The following is a 23,740-nucleotide window of genomic DNA, read 5'->3' on the forward strand; positions in this document are numbered from 1 at the left end:
TCATGCTTTCATGGCATCTATGTCTACGATTTGGCGACAATCGAGGGGTAAATGGACAAGCTGGCCAGCCTGAGAGCCTTCGTGAAGGTCGTCGAAAGCGGCAGCTTCGCCGAGGCCGGCCGGCAAATGCGGCTCTCGCGGTCGGCGATCAGCAAATATGTCGGCGATCTCGAGGAGAGCCTTGGGGTTCAATTGCTGAACCGCACCACCCGGCACGCCAGTCCGACCGAAAACGGTCAGATGTATTTCGAGCGCGCCATCGTGATCCTCTCGGACGTCGACGCCGCGGACCAGGCGGTCACCCAGCTGCAATCGGCGCCGCGCGGCCTGTTGCGCGTCAATGCGCCGATGTCGTTCGGCACGATGCGCCTCGGGCCTGCGCTCGCCGATTTCATGACCAAGTATCCCGACCTCCAGCTGCAACTCGTGCTGAGCGACGATCTTCTTGACCCTGTTCAGGACGGCTTCGATGTCACGCTGCGTATCGCCGAGCTGGAGTCCTCGAGCCTGATCGCGCGCAAGATCGTTCCGGTCCCGCGGCTGGTCTGCGCATCGCCCGACTATCTGAAACGTCATGGCACGCCGCTCCATCCGCAGGACCTGCGCGACCACGTCTCGCTGACCTACGGCTTCCTGCTGACGGGCAACCAATGGAAGCTGACCGGCAGCGACGGCGTCCACTGGATCCAGCCGGCGTGGTCGCTGTGCGTCAACAATGCGGAGGTGTTGCGCGACGTGGCGGTCAAGGGCAAGGGTATCGCGCTGATTCCGGAGTTCATCGCGGCGGAGGCGCTGAAGGATGGCCGCCTCCAGGCCGTGCTTGCGAACTATTCGGCCCCGCCGCTGACGCTTTACGCGGTCTATCCGCCCACGCGACATCTTGCCGTCAAGGTTCGCCTCTTCATCGATTTCCTCGTCGACCGGTTCGGATCAGCCGATAGGCGAGGGGACTAGACCTGATTGCGAGCAGGCAGCGGGTTGACATCGACCACCGCCGCCGGCGTTACCTCTCTTTCGTCGCCTGTCGCATTGCCGTCGAGCACCGCATTCAGCCGGGCCGGATCGAGTTCGCCCTCGGTCCGCGCGATCACGATCGTCGCCACGCCATTGCCGATCACGTTGACGAGCGCGCGAGCCTCGCTCATGAACCGGTCGATGCCGAGGATCAGCGCCATGCCCGCGACCGGGATGGTCGGAACGACCGACAGCGTTCCGACCAGCGCGATGAAGGACGCGCCGGTCACGCCGCTCGCGCCCTTCGAGGTCAGCATGGCGACGGCGAGGATCGCGATCTGCTGCGAGAGCGTGAGGTCGGTGTTGGTGGCTTGCGCAACGAAGAGTGCGGCAAGTGTCATGTAGATCGACGAGCCGTCGGTATTGAACACGTAGCCGGTCGGCACGACGAGTCCGACGACCGGCTTGGAGCAGCCGAGGCGTTCGAGCTTTTCCATCAGGCTCGGCAGCACCGGATCGGACGACGACATCCCGAGCACGATCAGGATCTCTTCCTTAATGTAGATGAGGAACTTCCAGATGCTGAAGCCGGACCACCAGGCGATCGGGCCGAGAACGCCGAACACGAACACGGCGGACGTCAGGTAGAACAGGCCGACGAGCTTGACCAGCGGGCCGAGGGAGGCGATGCCGTAGCGGCCGACGGTGAACGCCATGGCTCCGAACGCGCCGATCGGCGCGAAGCGCATGATCACATTGATGGCACCGAAGATCAGCATCGATCCCCCGTCGATCATGTCCCGCACGGGCCTGGCGCGCTCGCCGAGGCGGGACAGCACGCAGCCGAGCAGGATTGAGACCAGCACCACGGGAAGAATGTCGCCGCGCGCGAAGGCGTCGGTGACGGTGTTCGGGATGATGTTGAGCAGGAACTCGGCGATGGTCTGCTCTTTCGCCTTGCCGGCATATTGTGCAACGGCCTTGGCATCGAGGGTCGCGGGATCGACGTTGAAGCCGGCGCCGGGCGTCGCCACATGGGCGGCAATGAATCCGATCAGCAGCGCCAGGGTCGAGAGGACTTCGAAGTAGAGCAACGCCTTGCCGCCGACGCGACTCACCTTCTTCATGTCCGACATTCCGGCGATGCCGGTGACCACGGTGCAGAAGATCGCGAGCGCGATGACCATCTTGATCAGCTTGATGAAGCCGTCGCCGAACGGCTTCATGTCGACCGCGATGCCGGGCCAGAAGTGGCCGAGCGCGATGGCGACGACGATTGCCGCCAGGACCTGCACGTACAAGATTGTGTAGAAGGGCCGCTTCTTCCGTGGCTCCTGGTTCGCGCTCGCGCTCATCTATTCCTCCCTCGAAAATTCTGTTATTGGTCTCGCTGACGTTCTTCTGCCGAGAGCGGCATCACCAGAAGAACCGTCACGGGCGAATTCGTTCGGTTGGTCAGGCGCCGGTCCTCGCCGCCGGCGATGCGGCAGGAATCCCATTGTCCGAGCTCAATCTCGGTCTCGCCGTTCGAGATGCTGAGCTTGCCGTCGAGCAACACATAGATTTTCTCCTGTGCCGATGCGGACTGGGTCGTCCCGCCGCCCGGCGCGACCACGGAGACGCCGATCCACAGGTCGGAGGAGGGGCCGGCCTCGCGTCCCTGCACACGGACCATCGCCATGTCATGATGCCCCGGCGCCGTGTAGGCCGGCGCCTCGGCGAAGCGGACGACGTGCATGATCAGGCTCCCGGGCGCAGCACGATGCGGTCGCGTGACGACCCGATCACAGCGGCATAAGCCGCCTTGGCGTCGGCGAGCGAATAGATCGAGCGCTCCGCGATCGGAAACGGACGAAGGAAGCCGCCGGCAAAGCCGGGCAGTGCGCTGCGCAGGACGTCGGCGCTCTCGACCGAGGAGAAGGCGAGGGTGTCGATACCGACATAGGTGTGCCGCCCGCGGTAGAATTCGAGGATGTTGAACTGCACGATCTTGTGCACGGCCGCGATCAGGATCTGGCGTCCACCCTTTGCGAGGGAGTGGTGGGCATCGTCGAAATAGGGATCGCCGACCGTGTTGAAGACGATGTCGGCACCCTTGCCCCCGGTCAGTTCGCGGACACGCTCGGCAACGTCGGTCGCGGCGGAGTTGACGACCTCGATCGGCGCGTTGGCGTGACCCTCATAGTCCTCGTCCTTGCGCACCACGCCGATCACCTTGGCGCCCTGCCAGGTCGCAAGTTGCACCGCCGCCTGTCCGACCTTGCCGTTGACGCCCATGACGACGACATGCTCGCCCGGCTTCGGCATGCCCGACCTGCGGAAGCCCTCGATGGCGGTGACGAACGGCACGCCAATCCCGGCGGCTTCTTCCATCGAGATGCCGTCCGGCTTCTCGACCAGCGCCGCCGCTTCGACCACGAGATGCGAGGCGTGCGTGCCGTCGCGGCGGATGCCGAGATCGCCGGAGCTGCCGAACACGGACTTGCCGATCCATTGCCGCGGCCCGTCGACCACCAGTCCGGCGAAATCGCGGCCCGGGGTTCGGGGAAATACCGCATACGGCATCAGTCCGGTGGCGGCCTTCGCGTCGGACGGGTTGACGCCGGCGGCCTCGATGGCGACGACAACCTCGTCAGCTTGTCGCGACAAGGATCGCCGTTCGATGACGGGTTCGATCGATGCAGCATCGGCGGCCTTGGCGTTGAGCCGCACGCTGGTCGCATCGATGCCAAGGTCTAATTTCGGTCCGGTCACGATGTTCATGGGGCGCTCCTAGGCCGCACGCTGGGACGGATGCGGCAGACCGACGATGCGTCGTGCCTCCTCGATCGTCGCGATCTCACCGCCGAGGTCCTCGACGATGCGGCGTGCCTTGACGACCATCTCCGCGTTGGATGTCGCGAACCGTCCGCGAGACAGATAGACCGCGTCCTCGAGCCCGACCCGGACGTGACCGCCGGCGAGATAGGATTGCGCGACCGTGGTGAAGGCGGCCTTGCCGATTCCGATCGCGGTGAACTCCGCATCCTGCGGCAGCAGGTCCCGCGCGTAGAGCACGGTTTCCGGAGCCGGCTGGAAGCCGTAGCGCACGCCCATCACGAAGGAGCACAGCACCGGCCCCTTCAGCGTGCCGTCGGCGAGCAGATCACGCATCAGCGCAATATCACCCGAATCGAACAGCTCGATCTCCGGCTTGACGCCGGCGTCAGCGATCACCTTCGCCATGCGTCGCACGTTGGGCGGCGTGTTGATCACCACCTCGCGACCCGAATTCATGGTGTTGAGGTCGAGGGTGCAGATGTCGGGCCGCAACACGGCAATGTGCTCGACCCGCTTCTCCGGCATCATCAAGGTCGTGCCTTCGGCCGCGACCTTCGGGTCGTCCTTCGACGGCACGAAGCGACCGCCGGGCCCCGTCGTGATGTTGAGGATCAGTTCGGGATTGCGGACGCGGATGCGCTGCACGACATCCGCGTAGTGGTCGAGCAGCATCGATGGGCGACCGGTCAGGGGATCGCGCACATGGATGTGGACGATGGCGGCGCCGGCGTCCGCAGCGCCGAGGCAGGCCTCGGCGATCTGCTGGGGCGTGATCGGCAGGTGCGGCGTCTGCTCGGGCGTCGTCAGATTGCCCGTCACCGCGCAGGTGATGATGACCTTGTCGGGTGGAGATCGCATGGTGTGTCCCTCAGAGTGAGCGGCCGCCGTCGACCACGAAGGTCGTTCCGGTGGCGAAGCCGAGTTGCGTGGCACAGGCGAGGATCGCCGAGGCGATGTCATCCGACGTCGCGATCCGCTTCAGCGGCGTCGTCGCAGCGGTCTTCGCGTTGAAGTCGGCGCCGCGTCCGGCAACGAAGCTGGTGTCGACCACGCCGGGGGCGACCGCGAGTACTCTCACCTCCGGTGCAAGCACGCGGGCCAGCGATTTGGTCATGACGTCGATGCCGGCCTTGGCGGCGCAGTAGGCGATCGACGAGCCGATGCCATTGCTGCCTGCAATCGACGAGATCGAGACGATCAGGCCGTTGCCCGATGCTTTCAGGAGCGGGGCGAACGTGCGGATGGTCGCGAACTGTCCGCGCCAATTGACCGCAAACATCCGGTCGATGAGATCGTCGTCCAGTGCCTCGAGATCGGCGTGAGGCACCGGCTTGGTAAATCCCGCAGCGTTGACCAGGACGTCGAGGCGGCCGAAGCGTCGCTCGATCTCGCCGCGCAGCGCCGTCAACGTATCGGTCCGCGACACGTCGGCGACCAGCGCCGCGTGGCCTTCTCCGGGCAGGGATTGGATCACCTTCGCGGCTGCCGCGGCCTCCTCCGGAACATCGCGATGACTGATCGCGATGCGGGCGCCAAGCTCGGCAAATTTTCGGGCGGAGACGGCGCCGATGCTGCCGGCGCCGCCAACGACGAGGACGACCTTGCCGTCCATGGACTGATTCATGGTCTTGCTCACTTGATCGGTGGTTTGGGGAGAATCGCTTCGCCGGCTTCCATGACGAACCGGTAGTTCAGCGTGTACCAGGGCGCACGAACGCCGGCAGCGGGCGGCTCGCCGTCGTCATGCCGGCGATAATCGCCAATCAGTGCGCGCGTCACGCCGAACACGACGTCGCTTTCGAGGTGCTCGTCGTCGTCAACGAAGATCTGCGTGACGAGCGTCTTGTGGCCGGGCTTGAAGCCGAGGAAATGGATGTGTGCAGGCCGGTAAGGATGCCGGTTCTGGGCTCTCAGCATGTCGCCGACGGGGCCGTCGGTGGGCACGGGATAACCGGCAGGCTTGACCGATCGGAAGGAAAAGCGTCCCGCGGCATCGGTTGTGAACTTGCCGCGCAGGTTCATGTCCGCCTGCGTGTCGTCCTGGTTCTCGTAGAGACCGACGGGTGAGGATTGCCAGACGTCGATCTCGGCGTCGGCGACGGGTTTTCCGGCGACGTCCACCACCTCGCAGCTCACGAACAGTTCGGGTCCTGCTGTCGCGGAGCGAACGATCGAGCCTCCGTTCTCCGTCCTGGGCGAGTTGGCGCGCCAGAATGGACCCAGCAGCGCCGCAGCGGATTCGGTCGCGCCGGCGTTGCCGTTGTTCAGCAGGCAAACCAGCGTGGAGAAGCCGACCGCGTCCGCAAAGAGAATTCCTTCGTTGTGGCTGTCGTGGGTGGCCTGTCCGATCCGGTTGAGGAAATCGATGCCGAGATCGTACTCCGCCTCGGTGAGCTTCACCTCGCGTGCGAAGGCGTGCAGGTGCTTGACGAGTGCTTCCAGCACCGTCCGGAGCCGGGCGTTGTCGGTCCCGCTCATCGCCCGCAACACGCTCGGCGTGACGTCCTCAACTCTTTCGATGATGCCGCTGGACATATATCCACCCCATTGCAATCGATTGCAGTCCATATTGCAATCGATTGCATAATGTCAAGCGGTCACGTATCATGACGTCGTGACTCGCCTAAATGATGGGAATTGCTGCGTGAATCGGCCTACCACCACAATCAAGCAGATCGCTGACGCAACCGGTGTTCATCCGTCCACCGTGTCGCGCGCGCTCGATCCGAAGAAGCGGCACCTCGTCGCCGACGACGTCGCCAAAAGGATCGTGGCTCAGGCCGCGGCGCTCGACTATCAGCCCAACCGTCTCGCGGCCAATCTGCGCCTGGGCCGGTCCGATCTGATCGGCGTGCTGCTGCCCGATATCGCCAACCCGGTCTTCGCGCCGATCCTCGGCGGCATCACGGAGGTTCTGTCTGCCGAAGGTTACGCGCCTATCGTCGCCGATGCCGGCAATGCGTCGTCGCAGCAGATCGCCTTCGTCGAGCGACTGCTCAGCCAGCGGGTCGACGGCCTGATCCTCGCAACCGTTTCGCAGGACGATGAGCTCGTCGGCTTCTGCATCCAGCGCGGTCTCCCGGTGATCCTGGTCAACAGATCCGAAGCGCGCGATCGAGTCTCCTCGGTTGTTTCGGACGACGACATGGGAATGCGTCTTGCGGTCGACCATCTCATCGGCCTCGGACACCGGCACATCGCGCACGTCGCCGGTCCTTTATCGACATCGACCGGTGCGCTGCGGCGCGACGGCTTCGAACGTGCGATGTCCCATCATGGATTGCGCGGGGTCGTGCGCGAGGCGATCGGCTATACCCGTGAAGCTGGCGAGCAGGCAGCAATTCATCTGCTTGCCGCGACACGCGATGTCACGGCAATCGTAGCCGCGAATGACCTTCTGGCCCTCGGCGTTCTCGACGCGCTCAAGCAGCGAGGTCTGCGGTGTCCGGAGGACATCTCACTCGTTGGTCACAACGACATGCCGCTGATGGACGTTGTCTCGCCGCCGCTCACGACAGTGCGGATCGCACATCGGGAGATGGGGCGGATCGCTGCCAGGATGCTTGCAGAGCAGCTCAAGGGTGGATCTCCCGAGATCCGGCACGTCATACTTCGTCCGGAGCTCGTTGTTCGAGGATCGACCGGGAATTCCATGTTCTGGCGGTAGCTCGATCCGTGGGTTTTGATTCGGGAAGGTTGAATATCCTTTATCTTTCAATGGGGATTGACTGCCACTCTCTCCGCCATTTGCACGATTTCGTATTCTCTACGGTACTGGTGCGAACTCGCTGGCGGATGGGCTTTGATTGTCCTCGACCTGGCAGCGCCGGACGTCGTGGCTGCTGTGAGGCCGGCTCTACGGAAAGAGACCGCGCGCAGTCTTGGCAGCGCACCGCTGGACTCCGGTCAAGAACCTGACGTTCGCTGCGGACCTCGGTTGCGTGATGCTCGACCAAAAGTACGCGAGCGGAAGCACGGTGACCCTGCCGGCGCAATCCGACGTCGCAAAGCCGGCCGGCCTCTACGAGCTCAGGGATCAGAATAGCCTGGTCTTGATGCTGGGTGCCCGGCGCAATTGGGAAGGCCCTTGATACTTGGTGATGGCAACACCGGCGACAGCTCCTCGCCAACGGCTTGTTGGTGCACCAGGAATCTTGATCGCCGGGTCATAAATGTTGGGCGCTTTAAGGTGCCCAACACCGGCGATTGCTTTGCCATTCCACGCGATTTTGGGCGCTTGCTGGGCCGCCGATCCACGCTTCCTGAAGTCCGATTAACGCTTGCTTAGGCGCAGCTAATCTACCTTGCAAGCAGGGATTGCAGGGGGCAACGGATGTCACTTTTTGAGAACGCGCCGGAACCGACGCTTCCAGAGGTATCGTGTTCTGCCGATGATACGCGCCTGCTGCCGGTCCTCAGCGTGGCGACGCTGTTTGTATCCGCGCTGCTGCTGTTCCTGATCCAGCCGATGTTCGCCAAGATGGTGCTGCCGAAGCTCGGTGGCGCGTCTTCGGTCTGGTCGGTGGCGATGGTGTTCTTCCAGGCCGTCCTGCTTGTCGGGTATGCCTATGCACATCTGCTCGGCCGGTTGTTCGGGCCGCAGCGCGCGGGGCTCGTCCATCTGCTCCTGCTTGCCGTCACGGCCATGACCTTGCCGATCGCGATCGCGCCGGATTGGGGTGCGCCGCCCGCCGATGGAACCGCACTCTGGCTGTTCGGGCTGTTCGCGGCGTCAATCGGCCTGCCGTTCTTCGCATTGTCGGCCAGCGCACCGCTGCTGCAGAGCTGGTTCGCCCGCAGCGGCCATCGCGAGGCCGGCAATCCCTATGTGCTCTATGCCGCGTCGAATCTCGGCTCGTTCACGGCCCTGTTTGCCTATCCCGTCGTTGTCGAGCCACTCCTTGCGCTGAATATGCAGGCGAGCATCTGGTCGTTCGGCTTTGCGGGCCTCGCGCTGCTCGTCATGGCGGTTGCCTTCGTGCTCGGACGTGGCAATGGCGCCGCAACGGCGACGGCGGCGCCAGAGACATCGGTCATCAGCGTGGCTGACAGGCTGCAGTGGATCGCGCTCGCGGCGATTCCATCGGGGCTCGTCGTTGCGGTGACCGCGCATCTGACGACCGACGTCGCGGCAGCGCCCTTTCTGTGGGTCATTCCGCTGGCGCTCTATTTGTTCACCTTCGTCGTCGTGTTCCGTGACCGGCCGTGGATCAGCCACGCGACCGTGGTGCGTCTCGTTCCGTTCGCCGCGGCCCCCCTTGCGATCAGCCTGGTCGGCGCCAAGGTGTTCTGGCTCACGACCATCGTGCTCCATCTCGTCGTGTTCACGCTGTTGACGTTGCTCTGCCATGGCGAGCTCTATGCCCGGCGTCCGCACCCGCAACGGCTGACGGAATTCTTCCTGTGCACCTCGTTCGGCGGGGTGCTGGGCGGCGCCTTCGCGGGACTGCTGGCGCCGCAGATCTTTTCCGGCAACTACGAATATCCGATCCTGATCGCGCTCGCATTGCTGGCGCTGCCCGGCATGTTCGCAGGCGGCGCGCGCCAGACGCTGATCAAGGCGTCGCCATGGCTGGCGGCGGCGATGGCGCTTGCCATGGTCTGGTACGTGACCCAGTTGCAGCTCCCGGCCTCCTTCGAACTGCCGTTCAGGACCCTATTGGTCCTGCTGGCGGCCTGCATGATCTTTTTGCGCCAGCGGCCGGTACCATTCGCCGGACTGGCGATCACCGGCCTGATGCTGACGACGTTCTGGCGACCGGGCATGGCCCCGATCGAGACCGCACGCAGCTTCTTCGGGGTCCATACGGTGGTCGACCTCGCGGACGGCCGCGCACGGCTGCTGTACCACGGCAACACGGTGCATGGCGCAGAGCGGTTGCGGAACGACGACGGTACGCCAGTCGAGGGAGCGCCGCAGCCTCAGAGCTACTACTATCCGGGCAGCCCGCTGGCCGAAGGGGTTGCGGCGGCACGCGGCGCCCAGACTGGCTTCGGACGGGTTGCGGTCGTCGGTCTCGGCACCGGCACACTCGCCTGCCTGCGTCGCGGCGCGGAGAACTGGACGTTCTTCGAGATCGATCCCGAGGTGATCCGGATCGCGAGCAATCCGACCTTCTTCACGTTCCTGTCGCGCTGCGCGCCGGAGGCCAGGCTGGCGCTCGGCGATGCTCGTCTCACACTGCAGGCCTCACCCGATCGCTACAATCTGATCGTCCTGGACGCCTTCTCGTCCGATAGCATTCCTGTTCACCTGCTGACGCGTGAGGCGATAGCCGGCTATGTGTCGAAGCTGACGCCGCACGGGGTCATTCTCGTGCACATCTCCAACCGCCATCTCGATCTGGCGCCGATCATGGCGAATGTCGCGCGCTCCCAGGGATTGATCGCGCTCTTCAAGGAAGGGCATCCCGCCGGAGACGTCATGACCACGCTGAGGAGCGCGTCCCGGGTGGTGATGCTTGCGCGCACGCCCGAGGATGCAGGCGAGGCGGTACGGCATTGGTCCGCCATGCCGCCGGACCCGGCCAGCGCGCTCTGGACGGACGACTACTCGAATCTCCTTGGTCCCATGCTGCGGGCGAAGTTCGGCTCCTGAGCGCGCGCTGAAGTTGCGCCGCTGTTCTTCGCGTTCCTGTTCGGTGTCAGTTGATGTGGACACAGGTGGGAATGCAGCACGCGGTCGCGGTCGCGGTCGCGGTCACGGGGCGGTGCGCCAGCCTCAATACCGCGCATTGCCGACCAGCAGCCCGTGGCCGCGGCGTGCGGCAGCCGGGTCAATGCGAGCTATCAATTCCAGTTTCCGCAGCTCCTCAATCCGGCGCCGTTCAAGCTGACGGCCGCGGCCTGCTTCCAGGCGTAGAAGCTCGCCTCTCGAGGCATCGCAAAGATATCGGCGCCCCGTGCCCGGGGCGCCGATCAGTAGGCCCTTCGGTGCGTTGTCCCGCTGCGCTTTATTTCAGCTTCAGGGGCTCGACGTCTTCGTCACGAACCGCCTGCAGGCTGCGCGGATTGAGGTCGAGCGCATGGAGGATGGTCGGCGCGATCTGGGTGGTGAAGGTCGTCTCCTCGACGACCCGCGCATGCTTGATGCGCGGCGAAGAGACCAGCAGCAGCACGTTGCGATCGTCGTTGGAGAAGCCGCCATGCTCGGCGAGCTTGCTGCCGCCGGTGCAGATCACGCCATGATCGGTGATGGCGATGAAGTCAGGCACCCGGCTGTTGTGGAACGGATCTTCGTAGAGCCTGGTCAGTTCGTCGCGGTCGAGCAGCTTCTGGATATGCAGGTCGGCGGCGTGGGCGAGAATGTAGGCCTTGGCGTCTGCATAATAGGGATGACCGGTCGCCGGATTGGTCGCCTGCTGCAGCTCCGGCGACAACCAGACCAGCGCTTCGTCGTCGCAAATCTCGAAGCCGTTGGTGCCGAAGCCGGGCGCCTTGCTGTACAGCGCGTCGGAGATCGCCACGCGGTCCTTGACGTCGATCGGCGACTGGCCGTGCTTGGCGCTGACGATGATCAGCGTCGAATCGTAGAGGTTCTGCGCCTTGAGCTCGTTGACGAACTTGCCGAGCGCATCGTCGACGAACTGGAACTGCAGCGTGAGCGCGTTGCCGGGTGTCGCCTTGCCGTCGGCATAACCGCCGACCAGCGACTTGTCGGTGTCGGCATGGCCGGCCTTGGCAAGCTTCTGGCCGACGCTGACCGCCTGGAAGTTCATGCCGAAAATCGCGGGCACTGCCTGACGCTGGGTTCGCGAGCCGTCATAACCGTCGATCCAGTTCAGCACCGCCTTCACTTTCAGCGAGTCGTAGGAGCGGACGCCGGTATAGCTCGTGGTATAGTCGTCGCCGGGCTGGGCGCCGGCGTCGATGGTGTCCTGCGAATTGATTTCCGGCGTGAACAGCTCGTCGAGGCCCTTGCCCGACGGGCCGGCGAGATCCTCATAGGCCGGATGCTTGTCGGACCAAGCCGTGCGCATCCCGGCTTCCTTGATGACTTCGAAGACCGTGTTGGTGCGCACGTATTCGTGGGGATAGACCGGCACGCACTGGCCGTTCACCAGCTTGCGCTGCATGTGATCCGGATCGAGCTGGGTGTAGACTTGGCCAAGCGTGCCGCCGGCGGTGTAATCGGCGACCAGCCCGCTGGAGTAGTTGTAGGTCTTGTCGAGCGCTTCGAAATTGGTGAGCTCGGTCCCCGCCGGGCCCACGCAACCGGGGTCGCTAAGACCCTGGCTGGTATAGAACGCCTTGGCCGGATATTCGGTGCGGTCATAGCTGTCGTCGTAGAACAGGCCGCCCCCCTTCGGCGTGGCGCCCGTGACTTGCGCGAGCATGCCGGGAAAGCTGTCGGATGGCGCGGTGGTGTAGGCGTTCGGATAGACGACGCCCTTTCCGGTGAGCTGGGCGAAGTTGCCGCCGGGGCGGCTTTCCACCCAACGCTTCAAATCGACGGCGTGCATGCCGTCGACGCTGATCAGCAGCACATGCTTGTAGCCACGGTGCTGCGAGTGATCATTGTCGTCATCCGCATGCGCAACTGCGACGTTGCAAGCCAGCACGGCCGACGCGATCGCGGCGGTCGATAAGAAATAGTCACGAAAACCACTCATGAGTTCGCCCCTCCAATTCTGGCCAGCTTGGATTCGCCTGCTCTGGCAGCGACAACTTGTCGCGGTCAATTGACGACGGGATGACGCTTTCTTGCGAGTTCGATGACCCGTGGTCGGGGCTGACCGCCATCCGAGGATCGTTGGAATTACCCAGTTCGAGCTACGCGCCGGCGGGGCGCCACCGCGCAACGGCAAGCTCCTGCCGTTCAAGCACGGACATCGCGTCTCTGACGTCTTGCGCTGGACCGCGCGACACTGCCGGCTCTATGAGAGCATGAGGGGGAACGCACATGCCCAGCCTTTCTCGCAGGCCATTCCTGCAACTCGCGCTCGGCGCGGCGACGCTGCCGCTGGCATCGCCCGGCGCGTTCGCCGAAACCATCGCGCGCCCGGTCACCATGATCGTGCCGTTCGCCGCTGGCGGACCAACCGACGTGCTCGCGCGGATCCTCGCCGAATACATGCGCGATACGCTCGGCCATCCCGTGATCATCGAGAATGTCACGGGCGCCTCCGGCACGGTCGCGGGCCTGCGCGCCTCGCGCGCAGCGCCTGATGGCACCACGATCACGATCGGGCATTGGGGCACGCATTGCCTCAATGGCGCGATCTATCAGCTGCAATATGACGTGCGCGAATTCGCACCGATCGCGCTGATCGCGAGCGGGCCGCAGCTGATCATCGGTCGGCCCGATCTGCCGGCGAAGAATCTGAAAGAGCTGATTGCCTGGCTCAAGACCAATGCCGACAAGGCCACCGCCGGCACCGCCGGTCCGGGTTCGGGGGCGCATGTCGCAGGCGTGTTCTTCCAGCAGCTGACGAACACGAACTTCTCCTTCGTGCCCTATCGCGGCGCCGGTCCTGCGCTGAACGATCTGATGGCCGGGCATATCGACATCATGTTCGACCAGGCCTCCAACTCGCTGCCGCAGGTGAAGAGCGGAACCGTGAAGGCGTATGCTGTGACCGCATCGTCGCGGCTCGCCTCGGCCGCGGAGATTGCGACGGTCGACGAAGCCGGACTGCCGGGTCTCTATATTGCGTACTGGCACGGCATCTGGGCGCCGAAGGGCACGCCGGCCGATATCGTGTCTGTTCTGTCGAAGGCGGTGATGGCAGCGCTCGCCGAGCCCGTCGTCCGGCAACGCTTCGCCGAGCTCGGCCAGGAGATCCCGTCCCCGGACAGACAGACCCCCGTTGCGTTGCGCGAGCATCAGGCCGCCGAAGTCGACAAATGGTGGCCGATCGTCAAGTCGGCCAACATCAAGGCGGAATAGGTTCGGCTGCAACGTTGCATCAAGCCTGGATGCATCGCGATCGATGGTCATCCCATGCCCGACAGCGTCGTGAAGCAGATCGAGAAGACCTGGCTGCCGACGTGACGAGCTGAGCCGCTCCATTTCGGATAGCTCGGTTGCGCGAAGCCGGCGTCGATTGACGCAGGCATTTCTTAGAGCGAGTGCTCCTCACGTTCGCGTCATTCGGACTATCTATATGAAATTGATGGGCTTTCAGGTCGTTGCCCGCTCTTGAAAAGCAGCCATGCCGAATTATATGTTCGTTTGAACATATTCTAGTGAACGATGGTTGGAACGAAGACAATGGCCGCGCTGCCCGCCTCCCGGCCCAAGGGACGCCGCAGCAAAGACATGCCCGACGGCCGCCAGGCGCTGCTGATCGCGGCGACCGAGGCCTTCGCGGCCCAGGGCTTCGACGGTGCCGACCTGCGCAGCGTCGCCGCGGCGGCGGGCGTCGCGCCGAATCTCGTGCGCGTTCATTTCGGCAACAAGGCTGCGCTGTGGGAGGCCTGCGTCGACCGCATCGTCGCGCTTGCGATGCCCGTAATGGCCGAGGTGCACGCGATCGCCGTCGACGCCAACAGACCGCTGGGCGATCGCCTGCGTGATCTCATCGTCCGCGTCGCCACGTTTTACGCCGCGCATCCGCAGGTCCGGAATTTCGTGGTGCGCCATGGCGCGGAGGCGCCCGAGCGCTCGACGCTGGTGACGGAAAAGCTGTTGCGCCCGGCCTATGAGAGCGCGCGCGAGCTGTTTCAGGCCGGCATCGCGGCCGGCATCATCCGCAGTAGCCATCCGGCGCTGTTCTTCGCGCTGCTCAACGCGGCGCTCAACCAGCCGCCGTCATTTCCGATGCTGCTCGGCCGGTTCGCGCCCGAGATCGATCCCGCGTCCGCGTGGACCAAGCTGCTCGACACCACGATCGCAACGCTTCTGCACCTGCCGCCGTCGCAAGCCGGCGCCGAACCCGCTGCCGGCAACGGCCGCGCCGCTGTCGTGACAACCGTCACGACCGACACTTCAACCTGCCATCCAGAGAGTGATCCATGAAACTTCGTCTTGCCCTCGTGCTTCTCGCTGCAACCGTCGTGCCCGCCATGGCCCAGTCCGGACCGAACGAATCGATGCAGCGTCAGGCCTGCATGGGTGATGCGGTCCGCCTGTGCGGCGCCTACATTCCGGATCGCGGCCGCATCAGGGATTGCATGGCGGCGCAAGTCGAGCAGCTCAGTCCGTCCTGCCGCGCGGTGTTCGATGCATCGGTGCAGGCCGAGCGTGCACCGTCGGCTCGGCGTTAATTCGCGCCCGGTCTCGAAAAGCCTGCGTCGTCGATACGACGGCGCAGTGCGAGCCGGCCGTCCGTTACGGCATGGCCGGCACCCGGCAGTTCCTGCACTGAAAGTCGCTGCCGCGCTCGTCGGTGAGAATTTCGAAATTCTCCGAAACGCGCAAGATCCGATTGCGAAACGGGGCTATCTCGGCAAGCTCGGCGCAGCCCGTGCGCCGGCACTTCGGACACCGCAAAATCTCGGTCCAGCTGGATTTGGACATGACGTGACCCCGCGAATGCGCCGGAAGGATAAGCGATCAGGTTTGCTGAAATTTGATCCAGCTCAAAAACCGGGTCTCGTCGCCCCGGCCTTCCCCCATCTCCACCAGACCGTTGCCAAACGGCCACCCGTCCCAAATCAGTGAAAACCCCGACGTCCGTTAACCTTTGATTAACCATGCGGTCCGATTGTTAACCATTCGACAAGACAACCGAGTCAGAGGCGATGGACGCAACTCCACAGGTGGCACGTCAGCAGGTCCGCATGCGCGGCCGTTCCTATGTTGCGTTCGTCTTCACGCCCGTCGTGCCGGTCGTGTCCTGGCTCGCCGAGATCGACGCGACATTGGCGAAGTCGCCGGGCTTCTTCACCGGCAAGCCTATCGTGCTCGACCTCTCGGCGGTCGACCTCAGCCAGGCCGCGATCGCGCATCTGGTCGGCAGCCTCGCTGAACGCAACATCCGCATCCTCGGCATCGAGGGCGTCGAGGAGGAGAAGCTCGGCGCTAATTTGCCGCCGCTCCTGACCGGCGGCCGCGCCTGCGCGATCACCCATGTCGAGCCGAAGACGCCGCCGGCGCAGGAAAAAACCAAGGACAAGGACAAGACCAAGCTGCCGTCGCTGCTGCTGGAGAGCCCGGTCCGCTCCGGCCAGTCGATCGTGTTTGCCGAGGGCGACGTCACCGTGCTCGGCTCGGTCGGCTCCGGTGCCGAGATCGTCGCCGGTGGCTCGATCCATATCTACGGCACGCTGCGCGGCCGCGCGATGGCCGGCATCAACGGCAATTCGTCGGCGCGGATCTTCTGCCAGAGGATCGAGGCCGAACTGCTCGCCATCGACGGCTACTACCAGACCGCAGATGAAATCGCCGACAGCTTGCGCAACCGGCCCGCCCAGGCGTGGCTCGAGGGCGAGATGCTGCGCATCACAGCTTTGAACTGATCGACCACAAGGAGAGAGAGAATGGCCAAGGTATTGGTCGTGACGTCTGGGAAGGGCGGGGTCGGCAAGACGACCTCAACCGCTGCGCTCGGCGCAGCGCTCGCGCAAATGGGCCAGAACGTCGTCGTCATCGATTTCGACGTCGGCCTGCGTAACCTCGATTTGGTGATGGGCGCGGAACGGCGGGTCGTGTTCGACCTCATCAATGTCGTGCAGGGCGTCGCCAAGCTGCCGCAGGCCCTGATCCGCGACAAGCGGCTGGAAAATCTCTGGCTGCTGCCGGCGTCGCAGACCCGCGACAAGGACGCACTAACTGAAGAAGGCGTCAAGCGCGTGATCGCCGACCTCAAGACCAAGTTCGACTGGATCCTGTGCGACAGCCCGGCCGGCATCGAACGCGGCGCGACGCTCGCGATGCGCTATGCCGACGAGGCCATCATCGTCACCAATCCGGAAGTGTCGTCGGTGCGTGATTCCGACCGCATCATCGGCATGCTGGACTCCAAGACGGTCCGCGCCGAGCGCGGCGAGCGGGTCGAGAAGCATCTTTTGGTCACCCGCTACGATGCCGGCCGCGCCGCGCGCGGCGAGATGCTCTCGATCGACGATATCCTGGAAATCCTTGCCACACCGCTGCTCGGCATCGTCCCGGAAAGCCAGGACGTGCTGCGCGCCTCCAATGTCGGCTGCCCGGTCACGCTGAACGCTGCGAGCAGCGCGCCGGCGCGGGCCTATACCGACGCGGTGCGGCGCCTGATGGGCGAGGCGGTGGAGATGACCGTGCCGGTCGAACGCAAGGGGCTGATGGACCGGCTGCTGCGACGGAGGGCGGCATGATGAACGTAATGCGGCTGTTTGGCGGCCGCTCTGCATCGGCGCCCGTCGCGCGGGAGCGGCTGCAGATCCTGCTGTCGCACGAGCGCGGCCGGACCGGCACGCCGGACCTTCTGGAGATGCTCCGCTCGGAAATCCTGGGCGTGGTCTCCAAGCATATCGACGTCGACCCCGACAAGGTCGTGGTCAAGATGGATCGCGGCAAGTTCGTCTCGATGCTGGAAGTCGACATCGAGGTTCCCAATGGCGTGCAACGATCGAAGATGGTGGCGGCCACATGACGGCAGACAGCGACAGTCACATCGCCTGGCAGCGCGCGCAGCTCAAGAAGCTGCGTGCGGCGTTGAAGGCGATCGAGGTCGATCAGCTCGGCAAGGCCAATTGCGGCCGCGCGACGCAGATGACGATCGATGAACTGCAGCGCAAGATCGGCGAGTCCGGCCGCTGCATCGCCGAGTACGAGCGCCGCACCCGTCGCCCGCTGGCAACCGACCTCGGCAGCCTCGCCAGCGTCAGCTGGACCCACTGGAACGCCAACATGCCGATGGCCAAGTCGCCGCGCCATCGCGCGTAGCGGGCGTGCGCATCGCCAAAGTCACGTCGGTCGTAACGGCATCGGAAGTTTTACCTCACCCATGGGGAGAGATCGGCGCGAAGCGCCGAGTGAGGGGCTACGGCCTCTCATGCGCGCTGCGGCCCCTCACCCGATTTGCTGCGCAAATCGACCTCTCCCCGCTGGGGAGAGGTGAGCCGAAGCCGCTGTGACCTACAGCAAAAACGCCAGCGCCGTCTCGCAACTATCCTCGACCTTGAGCGTGAGCAGCTCGTCGGCGCGGGTGCGCCCGAGATTGACCGCGGCGATCGGCAGGCCAAGCTGCTCCGCCATCCGGACGAAGCGAAACCCCGAATAGACCATCAGCGAGGAGCCGACGATCAGAAGAGCGTCGGCCTGCTCGAGATGCGCCTGCGCCGACGCGACGGTGTCGCGCGGAACGTTTTCGCCGAAGAACACCACGTCGGGCTTCAGCACGCCGCCGCAGGCCTCGCAGGCCGGCACCACGAAGGACGAAAAATCGTGCTCGAGATCGGCGTCGCCGTCGGGTGCGTCAGCGGCGTCGAGCAAGAGCCAAGCGGGATTCAGCCGCGCCAGCTCACCCTGAAATTGCTCGCGCGGCATCGTCGCGCCGCAGCCGAGGCAACGGACGACATCGAGCCGGCCGTGCAGGTCGATCACGCGCTGGCTGCCCGCCGCCTGGTGCAGGCGGTCGACATTCTGGGTCAGCAGCAACTCACAGCGGCCCTGCTGTTCGAGCTTGGCCAGTGCGCGATGCGCACCGTTCGGCGTTGCCCGGCCGAACCGCCGCCAGCCGACCATGCTGCGCGCCCAGTAGCGCTGCCGCGTCGCCGCCTCACCCAGGAATGCCTGGATCGTGACTGGCCGTGTCCGCTTCCAGTTGCCGTCGCTGTCGCGATAGTCGGGAATGCCGGAATTGGTGCTGCAGCCGGCCCCGGTCAGGACAAACAGGCGCTGGTGGCCGGCGACGAAATCCTCGAGGGCGGGGTGCTGCATGGCAGCACATCTAGTGTAGCGCGCAGCCTTGCGCCAGACCTGCTACGCCGCCGGCAGGATGCCGGCCTCAACGAGTCGGCAGGACGAAGACCTGGCCGGGATAGATCAAATTGGGATTGCGGATCTGCTGCGAGTTGGCCCGATAGATCACGGCGTAGCGCTGGCCGGCGCCCAATGCGCGCTGGCTGATTCGCCACAGACTGTCGCCGCGGACCACGGTGGCCGTGGTGATCTTCGGCACGATCACCGCGGAGGGTGAGCTCGCTTCAGATGCGGCGGATGTCGTCGCCGCGAGCTGCGGCGCGGCTACGCCCGCGCGGGCGGACGACGCTCCCGGCGCCGGGATCGATGCGGTCGTCGTCGTGTCCGGAACGTTGAACGGCACCTCGGCACGCGCGCGGACCTTGCCGGAGCCGGCGTCGACGTCGTCAAGCCTAATCCGATAATCGCCGGTCGTTACGCCCTTGTTGATCGTGACCGAGAGGTGCCCCGCCGCGTCGGCAGTCGCGGATGTGATCAAGGCGTCGTTGAGATAGAGCCTGACGGTCGCACCGGGAGTTGCCTGAGCGCTCACATGGAGTTTGCCGCCCGGTTCGGTCTCGACGGCCTCGACGGCCGGCTTCCCGGCCGCCGGCGTCGTGACTGCGGGTTGCGACAGCACGCGGATCGGCTTGTCCGGCGCCATCAGCGCCACCATCGGCCGCTCCCTTGCCGCAGCCTCGAGCGCCACTGCCACGCTCTGTCTGGAGGTCACCTGCTTGCCGTCATGCGTGATGCGCAGGGTCAGGTCGTAGTTTCCCGGCGGAAGCGGGCGCGGCACCATCACGAACTGGCCGGACTTGTCCGCCACGGCGTGATCGTGCACCTCGCCATTGCGCAGCAATTCCACCGTCGCGCCGGGTAGCGCCCGGCCGGCGACAACCGTCTGACCGGTCGGCTCGATGCTCACGACGTCGAATTCCGGCACCGCGTTGCCGTCCGGTATTGGCGACGGTCCTGCCAACGCGTTGGCAAGGGCCGCGGTCTCGGTCTGTGCCTTTGTCAGCGCAGTCTTGTCCTGGCTTGCCGCGTCTTGGTCTCGCGCGGTAGCCACTGGCGCCGTCGCCATCAGGCGCGTGTTCGTGCCCAGGATCTGCTGGGTTTGGTGGATGCCGAAGATAAGGGCCGCAGTGCCGCCGGCCGCAAGTGCCAGTAACGGTATGGCCAGTCGCATCGCCGTGACGTTCATGACTGTCATCCCCGGATGAATCTACCCGCGCATCCGCGCACGACTCTGCAGCCTGTGGGAGGCGGAGAGATTGCGCCGGTTTGCGGTGTCCAGCAAGTCGGATGAAAGGATTACTTCTCCCGGCCAGCCCGCGGTTCACCGCGAGCGGCCCGTGCGATGGTTCACGCCGGCCTCAGAACTCCAGCGCCGCATTGTCCACCACCTCCTTCATCACGAAGAAGGTGCGGGTCTGTCGCACGCCGGGCAACGCGATCAGCTGGTCGCCGTGGATGCGGTTGAAATCCTCCATGTCGCCGGCCCGGATCTTGAGGAAGTAATCGAAGTCGCCGGCGACGAGGTGGCAGTCGAGCACGCATTTGAGTTTCGCCGCCGCCTGCTCGAAGCTCGCAAAGCTCTCCGGCGTAGAGCGGTCGAGCACGACGCCGACCATCACGAGCGTGCCCTTGCCGACCTTGCGCGGCGCCACCATGGCGCGGACGCCGCTGAGAAAGCCCTCGTCGAACAGCGCCTGGGTCCGGCGATGGCAGGTGGCGGGGCTGACGCCGACCTGGTCGGCCAACTCGGCGTTGCTGAGCCGGCCATTCTTTTGCAGCAATCTCAACATCTTGAGGTCGATGCGGTCAAGCCGAGCGGACATGGAAGAATCTCTCACGATTGGTCAATCTGGTGAGAGAAAAGATATCATCTGGGTCATATCAGGCAATCTTCGATAAGCACGGCGCCCGAGTTAGAGAGCACCTTTCGCGCTGGGAGTGATAGGTCTGACCGCGTTCCAGAGACACCAAAGAGGATGCCAGCATGCTGGAGAAGTTCGCGCGCTACCCGCTCACATTCGGGCCGACCGCCATCGAGAAGCTCGATCGGTTGTCGAAGCATCTCGGCGGCAAGGTGGAGCTCTATGCCAAGCGCGAGGATTGCAATTCGGGGCTCGCCTTCGGCGGCAACAAGCTGCGCAAGCTCGAATACATCATCCCGGACGCGATCGCCTCCAACGCCGACACGCTGGTCTCGATCGGCGGCGTGCAGTCGAACCACACCCGCATGGTTGCGGCCGTCGCGGCCAAGATCGGCATGAAGTGCCGCCTGGTGCAGGAAAGCTGGGTGCCGCATGAGGACGCAGTCTATGACCGCGTCGGCAACATCTTGCTCTCGCGCGTGATGGGCGCGGATGTTCGCCTAGTCGACGAAGGCTTCGACATCGGCATCCGCAAGAGCTGGGAGCAGGCGATCGAGGAGGTGAAGGCGGCGGGCGGCAAGCCCTACGCGATCCCGGCGGGCGCCTCCGTGCACAAATATGGCGGGCTCGGCTATGTCGGCTTTGCCGAAGAGGTGCGCGCGCAGGAGCGCCAGCTCGGCGTCAAGTTCGACTACATCATCGTCTGCACGGTGACCGGCTCGACCCATGCCGGCATGCTGGTCGGCTTCGCGGCCGACGGGCGCGCGCGCAACGTGATCGGCATCGATGGTTCTTTCACGCCCGCGCAAACCAAAGCGCAGGTGCTGTCGATCGCGCAGAACACGGCGAAGCTGGTCGAACTCGGCCGCGACATCGTCGAGGATGACGTCGTGCTGATCGAGGACTACGCCTATCCCGCCTACGGCGTGCCGTCGGAGGAGACCAAGGCGGCGATCCGCCTCAGCGCGCGGCTCGAGGGCATGATCACCGACCCCGTCTACGAGGGCAAGTCGATGCAGGGCATGATCGATCTGGTGCAGAAGGGCTTCTTCCCGGCCGGCTCGAAGGTGCTCTACGCCCATCTCGGCGGCGCTCCGGCGCTCAACGGCTACGCCTACGCGTTCAGGAACGGCTGAGGGAGGGCACGGGTCACGCTGCTCCAAACCTCCCCTTGAAAAGGGGAGGTCGCTTTGCTCGCCAGAGCAAAGCGGGTGGGGATCTGCAGCCTCTGCGCGCGGCGTCGCTTGCGGCTGACCCCATCCCGACCTTCCCCCTTTCAGGGGAAGGAGAAGACGGACCGGCAGCCCGGATTACGCTTCGCTGCATCCGGGCTACGCCCGGCCCACGTCAGGTCCGCGTCAGCTTGGCTCGATATTTTCCCGTCTTGCCGGGCGAGTCAGGAGACCTTCGCGTGAGGATGATGAATGCGGGCGGCCGGGCCATCGCCGCGCTCGGCGTCGGCATCGTCGGGGTGGGGCATTGGTTTTGGGCTTGCCAAAGCCATGGCCATACGGCGCGCGCTCGCCTGCTGGCGATGAACAGCGAGGTCGAGCTCTGTGCCGGCATCTTCCTGATCGGCATCGGCGTGCATGCCCTCGCCTCGTGGTGCTGGCGCAGCGATCCAAATCCGCCGGCGCAATCCTCGGCTCGGGAGCCGCAATAGCCGCAGCTTGCACGGCGGTCGGAATATGTCCGGGTTGACATCTTTGGAACGAAATAGGAACATACCCGCTGTAACCAGAGGATGTGGCGATTGCCTCATTCGCAGCGGTATTGCGTGGCCGCTGGACCAAAGGCCAAGCCGCGCACCACTTGCGGATGAATTTCTCCGCCTCCTATAAAGGGTTGTGGCTGGGGAGTGCGTGTCATGAGAGTTGTGATCTGGGCGGCGGCCATTGCGGCCGCGTGGCTGTTTGCGTCTGCAACTCCATCGAGCGCCCGTGGTCCCTACGGCTCGATCACGGTCGGCAATTGGAAGGGCGGCGCCTTTACCGACGACAAGAGCGGAGCGTTCACGCATTGCTCGGCAGGGAGCACCTACCAGAGCGGTATCTTCTTCATGGTGGCGATCGGCAACAATGGCAGCTGGCGGCTGGGCTTGGCTCATGACAGCTGGCGTTTGACGCCTGGCGAAGCCTTTCCGCTTGCGCTGACCTTCGACGGCCAGCCCGCGTTCAATGTCTACGGCATGCCGCTCGGCGAGAAGCTCGTGAATGTCGAGATGCCGGTGAATTCGGCGCTGATCAATCAGTTCCGCAAGGCGCGCCAGATGACGGCGTTCGCGCAGGGACAATTGTTTCAGTTCAACCTCAATCAGACTGCGCAATTGCTGCCGGCGCTGCTCAACTGCGTCGTCTCGGTGAAGAAGAACGGCGTCGCCAACGCCGGCGAGTTCGCGGTCGCGACAAAGCCTGCGGCTGCGCCGCCGCAGCAGGCTGCAGCACCCAACGCGCCGCCGGCGAAGCAGGCGCGATCAGGAACCGGCACCGGCTTCGTCGTCAGCGATAGCGGCCATGTCGTCACCAACCATCATGTCATCGAAGGCTGCAGCGAGATCACGGGAAATCTGAGCGGCGCGGCAGCCGTCAAATTGCGCCTGGTGTCCGACGACGAGACCAACGATCTCGCGCTGCTGCAGGCGCCGTCCCCGTTCAAGGATGTCGCGAGCATCCGGCTGAACTCGATTCGGGTCGGCGACGGAGTCGTGGCGATCGGCTATCCCTATCATGGCCTGCTGACATCCGATTTCACCGTGACCACGGGCATCGTCTCGTCGCTGAGCGGCATCCTCAACGACACGCGTCATCTGCAGATCAGCGCGGCGGTACAGCCCGGCAACAGCGGCGGACCGCTGTTCGATCTCGGTGGCGCCGTAGTCGGCGTGGTGGCTGCGAAGCTGGACGCCGTCAGGATGGCGCGGGCCACAGGATCGATCCCGGAAAACATCAACTTCGCCATCAAGACCGGCGCGCTGCGCGACTTCCTCGACAACAGCGCGGTGATGTACCGGACCGCCGAATGGCGCGATGGAACCAAGAAGGAGACATCCGATATCGCCAAGGATGCGCGCGGCTACACCTTGTTGATCACCTGCACGGTGAACGAGCAGAGCGCGAACGCGAAGAAGGGCAATTGAGGCTTCGGCTGCCGTTTCCCTATCTTACGGCGGGCGACGGCATGCGGCCGCAAGAGGTATCACTACACCTGCAATTCGCCGTCCAAGCGCCCGCCGGCTACTGTGCATGGGGTTGTTTTC

23 protein-coding genes and 2 pseudogenes are annotated in these 23,740 nt (G+C 64.6%); 14 read left to right on the forward strand and 11 right to left on the reverse strand.

Annotated features, from left to right (window positions below; genetic code table 11):
• The first annotated feature begins 51 nt into the window (after window positions 1–51).
• Window positions 52–954, forward strand: a complete 903-nt coding sequence (locus AKN83_RS22965) for a LysR family transcriptional regulator (protein ID WP_050401783.1) — start codon at window positions 52–54, stop codon at window positions 952–954.
• Here AKN83_RS22965 and AKN83_RS22970 read toward each other — a convergent pair.
• The 6 genes from AKN83_RS22970 to AKN83_RS22995 are packed head-to-tail and all read right to left on the reverse strand — an operon-like array spanning window position 951 to window position 6,309.
• On the reverse strand, window positions 951–2,309 hold the full coding sequence (locus AKN83_RS22970; RefSeq protein WP_050401784.1) for a dicarboxylate/amino acid:cation symporter: 1,359 nt from the start codon (window positions 2,307–2,309) through the stop codon (window positions 951–953). The genes AKN83_RS22965 and AKN83_RS22970 overlap by 4 nt on opposite strands.
• A gap of 23 nt (window positions 2,310–2,332) precedes the next feature.
• A complete protein-coding gene (locus tag AKN83_RS22975; protein WP_050401785.1) occupies window positions 2,333–2,692 on the reverse strand; it encodes a cupin domain-containing protein in 360 nt (119 codons plus the stop codon).
• Between the two features lie 2 nt (window positions 2,693–2,694).
• The gene (locus tag AKN83_RS22980) at window positions 2,695–3,717 is read right to left on the reverse strand and encodes a quinone oxidoreductase family protein (protein WP_050401786.1); all 1,023 of its coding nucleotides are present in this window, start codon (window positions 3,715–3,717) and stop codon (window positions 2,695–2,697) included.
• Between the two features lie 9 nt (window positions 3,718–3,726).
• Window positions 3,727–4,632, reverse strand: a complete 906-nt coding sequence (locus AKN83_RS22985) for a beta-keto acid cleavage family enzyme (RefSeq protein WP_050401787.1) — start codon at window positions 4,630–4,632, stop codon at window positions 3,727–3,729.
• A gap of 10 nt (window positions 4,633–4,642) precedes the next feature.
• Window positions 4,643–5,398 carry an SDR family NAD(P)-dependent oxidoreductase gene (locus AKN83_RS22990; RefSeq protein WP_050401854.1) on the reverse strand — a complete coding sequence of 252 codons (756 nt, stop codon included), beginning with the start codon at window positions 5,396–5,398 and terminating at the stop codon, window positions 4,643–4,645.
• A gap of 8 nt (window positions 5,399–5,406) precedes the next feature.
• Window positions 5,407–6,309 (reverse strand): intradiol ring-cleavage dioxygenase, encoded by a 903-nt coding sequence (locus AKN83_RS22995; protein WP_050401788.1) that lies wholly within the window; start codon window positions 6,307–6,309, stop codon window positions 5,407–5,409.
• Between the two features lie 109 nt (window positions 6,310–6,418).
• Here AKN83_RS22995 and AKN83_RS23000 point away from each other — a divergent pair, with 109 nt between their 5' ends.
• The 3 genes and pseudogenes from AKN83_RS23000 (at window position 6,419) to AKN83_RS23005 (ending at window position 10,372) form a co-directional block, all read left to right on the forward strand.
• Window positions 6,419–7,441 (forward strand): substrate-binding domain-containing protein, encoded by a 1,023-nt coding sequence (locus tag AKN83_RS23000; RefSeq protein WP_050401789.1) that lies wholly within the window; start codon window positions 6,419–6,421, stop codon window positions 7,439–7,441.
• Window positions 7,442–7,667: 226 nt separating this feature from the next.
• Window positions 7,668–7,865: pseudogene (locus AKN83_RS38460) on the forward strand (porin); the annotation flags it as partial.
• 242 nt (window positions 7,866–8,107) lie between these two features.
• On the forward strand, window positions 8,108–10,372 hold the full coding sequence (locus AKN83_RS23005; RefSeq protein ID WP_050401791.1) for a fused MFS/spermidine synthase: 2,265 nt from the start codon (window positions 8,108–8,110) through the stop codon (window positions 10,370–10,372).
• Window positions 10,373–10,727: 355 nt separating this feature from the next.
• On the opposite strand, the gene AKN83_RS23010 is transcribed toward AKN83_RS23005, so the two are convergent.
• Window positions 10,728–12,386, reverse strand: coding sequence for an alkaline phosphatase family protein (locus AKN83_RS23010; protein WP_050401792.1), 1,659 nt, complete (start codon window positions 12,384–12,386; stop codon window positions 10,728–10,730).
• 290 nt (window positions 12,387–12,676) lie between these two features.
• Between AKN83_RS23010 and AKN83_RS23015 the strand changes: the two genes are divergently transcribed.
• Window positions 12,677–13,663 (forward strand): tripartite tricarboxylate transporter substrate-binding protein, encoded by a 987-nt coding sequence (locus tag AKN83_RS23015; protein WP_083992182.1) that lies wholly within the window; start codon window positions 12,677–12,679, stop codon window positions 13,661–13,663.
• Window positions 13,664–13,710: 47 nt separating this feature from the next.
• Here the strand turns inward: AKN83_RS23015 and AKN83_RS41760 are convergent, their stop codons facing one another.
• Window positions 13,711–13,833, reverse strand: a complete 123-nt coding sequence (locus tag AKN83_RS41760; protein WP_283807395.1) for a hypothetical protein — start codon at window positions 13,831–13,833, stop codon at window positions 13,711–13,713.
• A gap of 154 nt (window positions 13,834–13,987) precedes the next feature.
• Here AKN83_RS41760 and AKN83_RS23020 point away from each other — a divergent pair, with 154 nt between their 5' ends.
• From AKN83_RS23020 to AKN83_RS23050, 6 genes are all read left to right on the forward strand, one after another.
• Window positions 13,988–14,734, forward strand: a complete 747-nt coding sequence (locus tag AKN83_RS23020) for a TetR/AcrR family transcriptional regulator (RefSeq protein ID WP_063695475.1) — start codon at window positions 13,988–13,990, stop codon at window positions 14,732–14,734.
• Window positions 14,731–14,982, forward strand: a complete 252-nt coding sequence (locus AKN83_RS23025) for a hypothetical protein (protein ID WP_050401793.1) — start codon at window positions 14,731–14,733, stop codon at window positions 14,980–14,982. Before AKN83_RS23020 ends, AKN83_RS23025 begins: the two co-directional genes overlap by 4 nt.
• A gap of 477 nt (window positions 14,983–15,459) precedes the next feature.
• Entirely contained in the window at window positions 15,460–16,176 is a 717-nt protein-coding gene (gene minC, locus AKN83_RS23035) for a septum site-determining protein MinC (RefSeq protein WP_063695476.1), read from the forward strand.
• Between the two features lie 21 nt (window positions 16,177–16,197).
• The gene (gene minD, locus AKN83_RS23040) at window positions 16,198–17,013 is read left to right on the forward strand and encodes a septum site-determining protein MinD (RefSeq protein ID WP_050401795.1); all 816 of its coding nucleotides are present in this window, start codon (window positions 16,198–16,200) and stop codon (window positions 17,011–17,013) included.
• A complete protein-coding gene (gene minE, locus AKN83_RS23045) occupies window positions 17,013–17,291 on the forward strand; it encodes a cell division topological specificity factor MinE (protein ID WP_050401856.1) in 279 nt (92 codons plus the stop codon). Before minD ends, minE begins: the two co-directional genes overlap by 1 nt.
• Window positions 17,288–17,584, forward strand: coding sequence for a hypothetical protein (locus tag AKN83_RS23050; RefSeq protein WP_050401796.1), 297 nt, complete (start codon window positions 17,288–17,290; stop codon window positions 17,582–17,584). The genes minE and AKN83_RS23050 overlap by 4 nt, the downstream gene beginning before the upstream one ends.
• Window positions 17,585–17,776: 192 nt before the next feature.
• Here AKN83_RS23050 and AKN83_RS23055 read toward each other — a convergent pair.
• From AKN83_RS23055 to AKN83_RS23065, 3 genes and pseudogenes are all read right to left on the reverse strand, one after another.
• Window positions 17,777–18,583: pseudogene (locus AKN83_RS23055) on the reverse strand (NAD-dependent protein deacetylase); the annotation flags it as partial.
• Between the two features lie 64 nt (window positions 18,584–18,647).
• A complete protein-coding gene (locus AKN83_RS23060) occupies window positions 18,648–19,808 on the reverse strand; it encodes a LysM peptidoglycan-binding domain-containing protein (protein ID WP_244522058.1) in 1,161 nt (386 codons plus the stop codon).
• A gap of 172 nt (window positions 19,809–19,980) precedes the next feature.
• The gene (locus AKN83_RS23065; protein WP_050401799.1) at window positions 19,981–20,445 is read right to left on the reverse strand and encodes an Lrp/AsnC family transcriptional regulator; all 465 of its coding nucleotides are present in this window, start codon (window positions 20,443–20,445) and stop codon (window positions 19,981–19,983) included.
• 161 nt (window positions 20,446–20,606) lie between these two features.
• On the opposite strand from AKN83_RS23065, the gene AKN83_RS23070 reads away from it, so the two are divergent.
• The 3 genes from AKN83_RS23070 (at window position 20,607) to AKN83_RS23080 (ending at window position 23,620) form a co-directional block, all read left to right on the forward strand.
• Entirely contained in the window at window positions 20,607–21,620 is a 1,014-nt protein-coding gene (locus tag AKN83_RS23070; RefSeq protein WP_050401800.1) for a 1-aminocyclopropane-1-carboxylate deaminase, read from the forward strand.
• A 281-nt stretch (window positions 21,621–21,901) separates the two neighbouring features.
• Window positions 21,902–22,147 (forward strand): hypothetical protein, encoded by a 246-nt coding sequence (locus AKN83_RS23075; protein WP_244522093.1) that lies wholly within the window; start codon window positions 21,902–21,904, stop codon window positions 22,145–22,147.
• Window positions 22,148–22,351: 204 nt separating this feature from the next.
• Entirely contained in the window at window positions 22,352–23,620 is a 1,269-nt protein-coding gene (locus AKN83_RS23080) for a S1C family serine protease (RefSeq protein ID WP_083992183.1), read from the forward strand.
• Window positions 23,621–23,740: the final 120 nt, after the last annotated feature.

This window comes from Bradyrhizobium embrapense (genome assembly GCF_001189235.2).
In the GTDB taxonomy this organism is placed as follows: domain Bacteria; phylum Pseudomonadota; class Alphaproteobacteria; order Rhizobiales; family Xanthobacteraceae; genus Bradyrhizobium; species Bradyrhizobium embrapense.

What these genes read in the sequence shown, in the direction of transcription:
- AKN83_RS23010 (WP_050401792.1), bottom strand. Translation starts at nt 12,386, where the DNA reads ATGAGTGGTTTTCGTGACTATTTCTTATCGACCGCCGCGATCGCGTCG.
- AKN83_RS22970 (WP_050401784.1), bottom strand. Translation starts at nt 2,309, where the DNA reads ATGAGCGCGAGCGCGAACCAGGAGCCACGGAAGAAGCGGCCCTTCTAC.
- AKN83_RS41760 (WP_283807395.1), bottom strand. Translation starts at nt 13,833, where the DNA reads ATGCCTGCGTCAATCGACGCCGGCTTCGCGCAACCGAGCTATCCGAAA.
- AKN83_RS23020 (WP_063695475.1), top strand. Translation starts at nt 13,988, where the DNA reads ATGGCCGCGCTGCCCGCCTCCCGGCCCAAGGGACGCCGCAGCAAAGAC.
- AKN83_RS23050 (WP_050401796.1), top strand. Translation starts at nt 17,288, where the DNA reads ATGACGGCAGACAGCGACAGTCACATCGCCTGGCAGCGCGCGCAGCTC.
- AKN83_RS23065 (WP_050401799.1), bottom strand. Translation starts at nt 20,445, where the DNA reads ATGTCCGCTCGGCTTGACCGCATCGACCTCAAGATGTTGAGATTGCTG.
- AKN83_RS23070 (WP_050401800.1), top strand. Translation starts at nt 20,607, where the DNA reads ATGCTGGAGAAGTTCGCGCGCTACCCGCTCACATTCGGGCCGACCGCC.
- AKN83_RS23025 (WP_050401793.1), top strand. Translation starts at nt 14,731, where the DNA reads ATGAAACTTCGTCTTGCCCTCGTGCTTCTCGCTGCAACCGTCGTGCCC.
- AKN83_RS22975 (WP_050401785.1), bottom strand. Translation starts at nt 2,692, where the DNA reads ATGCACGTCGTCCGCTTCGCCGAGGCGCCGGCCTACACGGCGCCGGGG.
- AKN83_RS23015 (WP_083992182.1), top strand. Translation starts at nt 12,677, where the DNA reads ATGCCCAGCCTTTCTCGCAGGCCATTCCTGCAACTCGCGCTCGGCGCG.
- AKN83_RS22990 (WP_050401854.1), bottom strand. Translation starts at nt 5,398, where the DNA reads ATGAATCAGTCCATGGACGGCAAGGTCGTCCTCGTCGTTGGCGGCGCC.
- AKN83_RS22980 (WP_050401786.1), bottom strand. Translation starts at nt 3,717, where the DNA reads ATGAACATCGTGACCGGACCGAAATTAGACCTTGGCATCGATGCGACC.
- AKN83_RS23060 (WP_244522058.1), bottom strand. Translation starts at nt 19,808, where the DNA reads ATGAACGTCACGGCGATGCGACTGGCCATACCGTTACTGGCACTTGCG.
- AKN83_RS23005 (WP_050401791.1), top strand. Translation starts at nt 8,108, where the DNA reads ATGTCACTTTTTGAGAACGCGCCGGAACCGACGCTTCCAGAGGTATCG.
- minC (WP_063695476.1), top strand. Translation starts at nt 15,460, where the DNA reads ATGGACGCAACTCCACAGGTGGCACGTCAGCAGGTCCGCATGCGCGGC.
- AKN83_RS23075 (WP_244522093.1), top strand. Translation starts at nt 21,902, where the DNA reads ATGATGAATGCGGGCGGCCGGGCCATCGCCGCGCTCGGCGTCGGCATC.
- AKN83_RS23080 (WP_083992183.1), top strand. Translation starts at nt 22,352, where the DNA reads ATGAGAGTTGTGATCTGGGCGGCGGCCATTGCGGCCGCGTGGCTGTTT.
- minD (WP_050401795.1), top strand. Translation starts at nt 16,198, where the DNA reads ATGGCCAAGGTATTGGTCGTGACGTCTGGGAAGGGCGGGGTCGGCAAG.
- minE (WP_050401856.1), top strand. Translation starts at nt 17,013, where the DNA reads ATGAACGTAATGCGGCTGTTTGGCGGCCGCTCTGCATCGGCGCCCGTC.
- AKN83_RS22995 (WP_050401788.1), bottom strand. Translation starts at nt 6,309, where the DNA reads ATGTCCAGCGGCATCATCGAAAGAGTTGAGGACGTCACGCCGAGCGTG.
- AKN83_RS22965 (WP_050401783.1), top strand. Translation starts at nt 52, where the DNA reads ATGGACAAGCTGGCCAGCCTGAGAGCCTTCGTGAAGGTCGTCGAAAGC.
- AKN83_RS22985 (WP_050401787.1), bottom strand. Translation starts at nt 4,632, where the DNA reads ATGCGATCTCCACCCGACAAGGTCATCATCACCTGCGCGGTGACGGGC.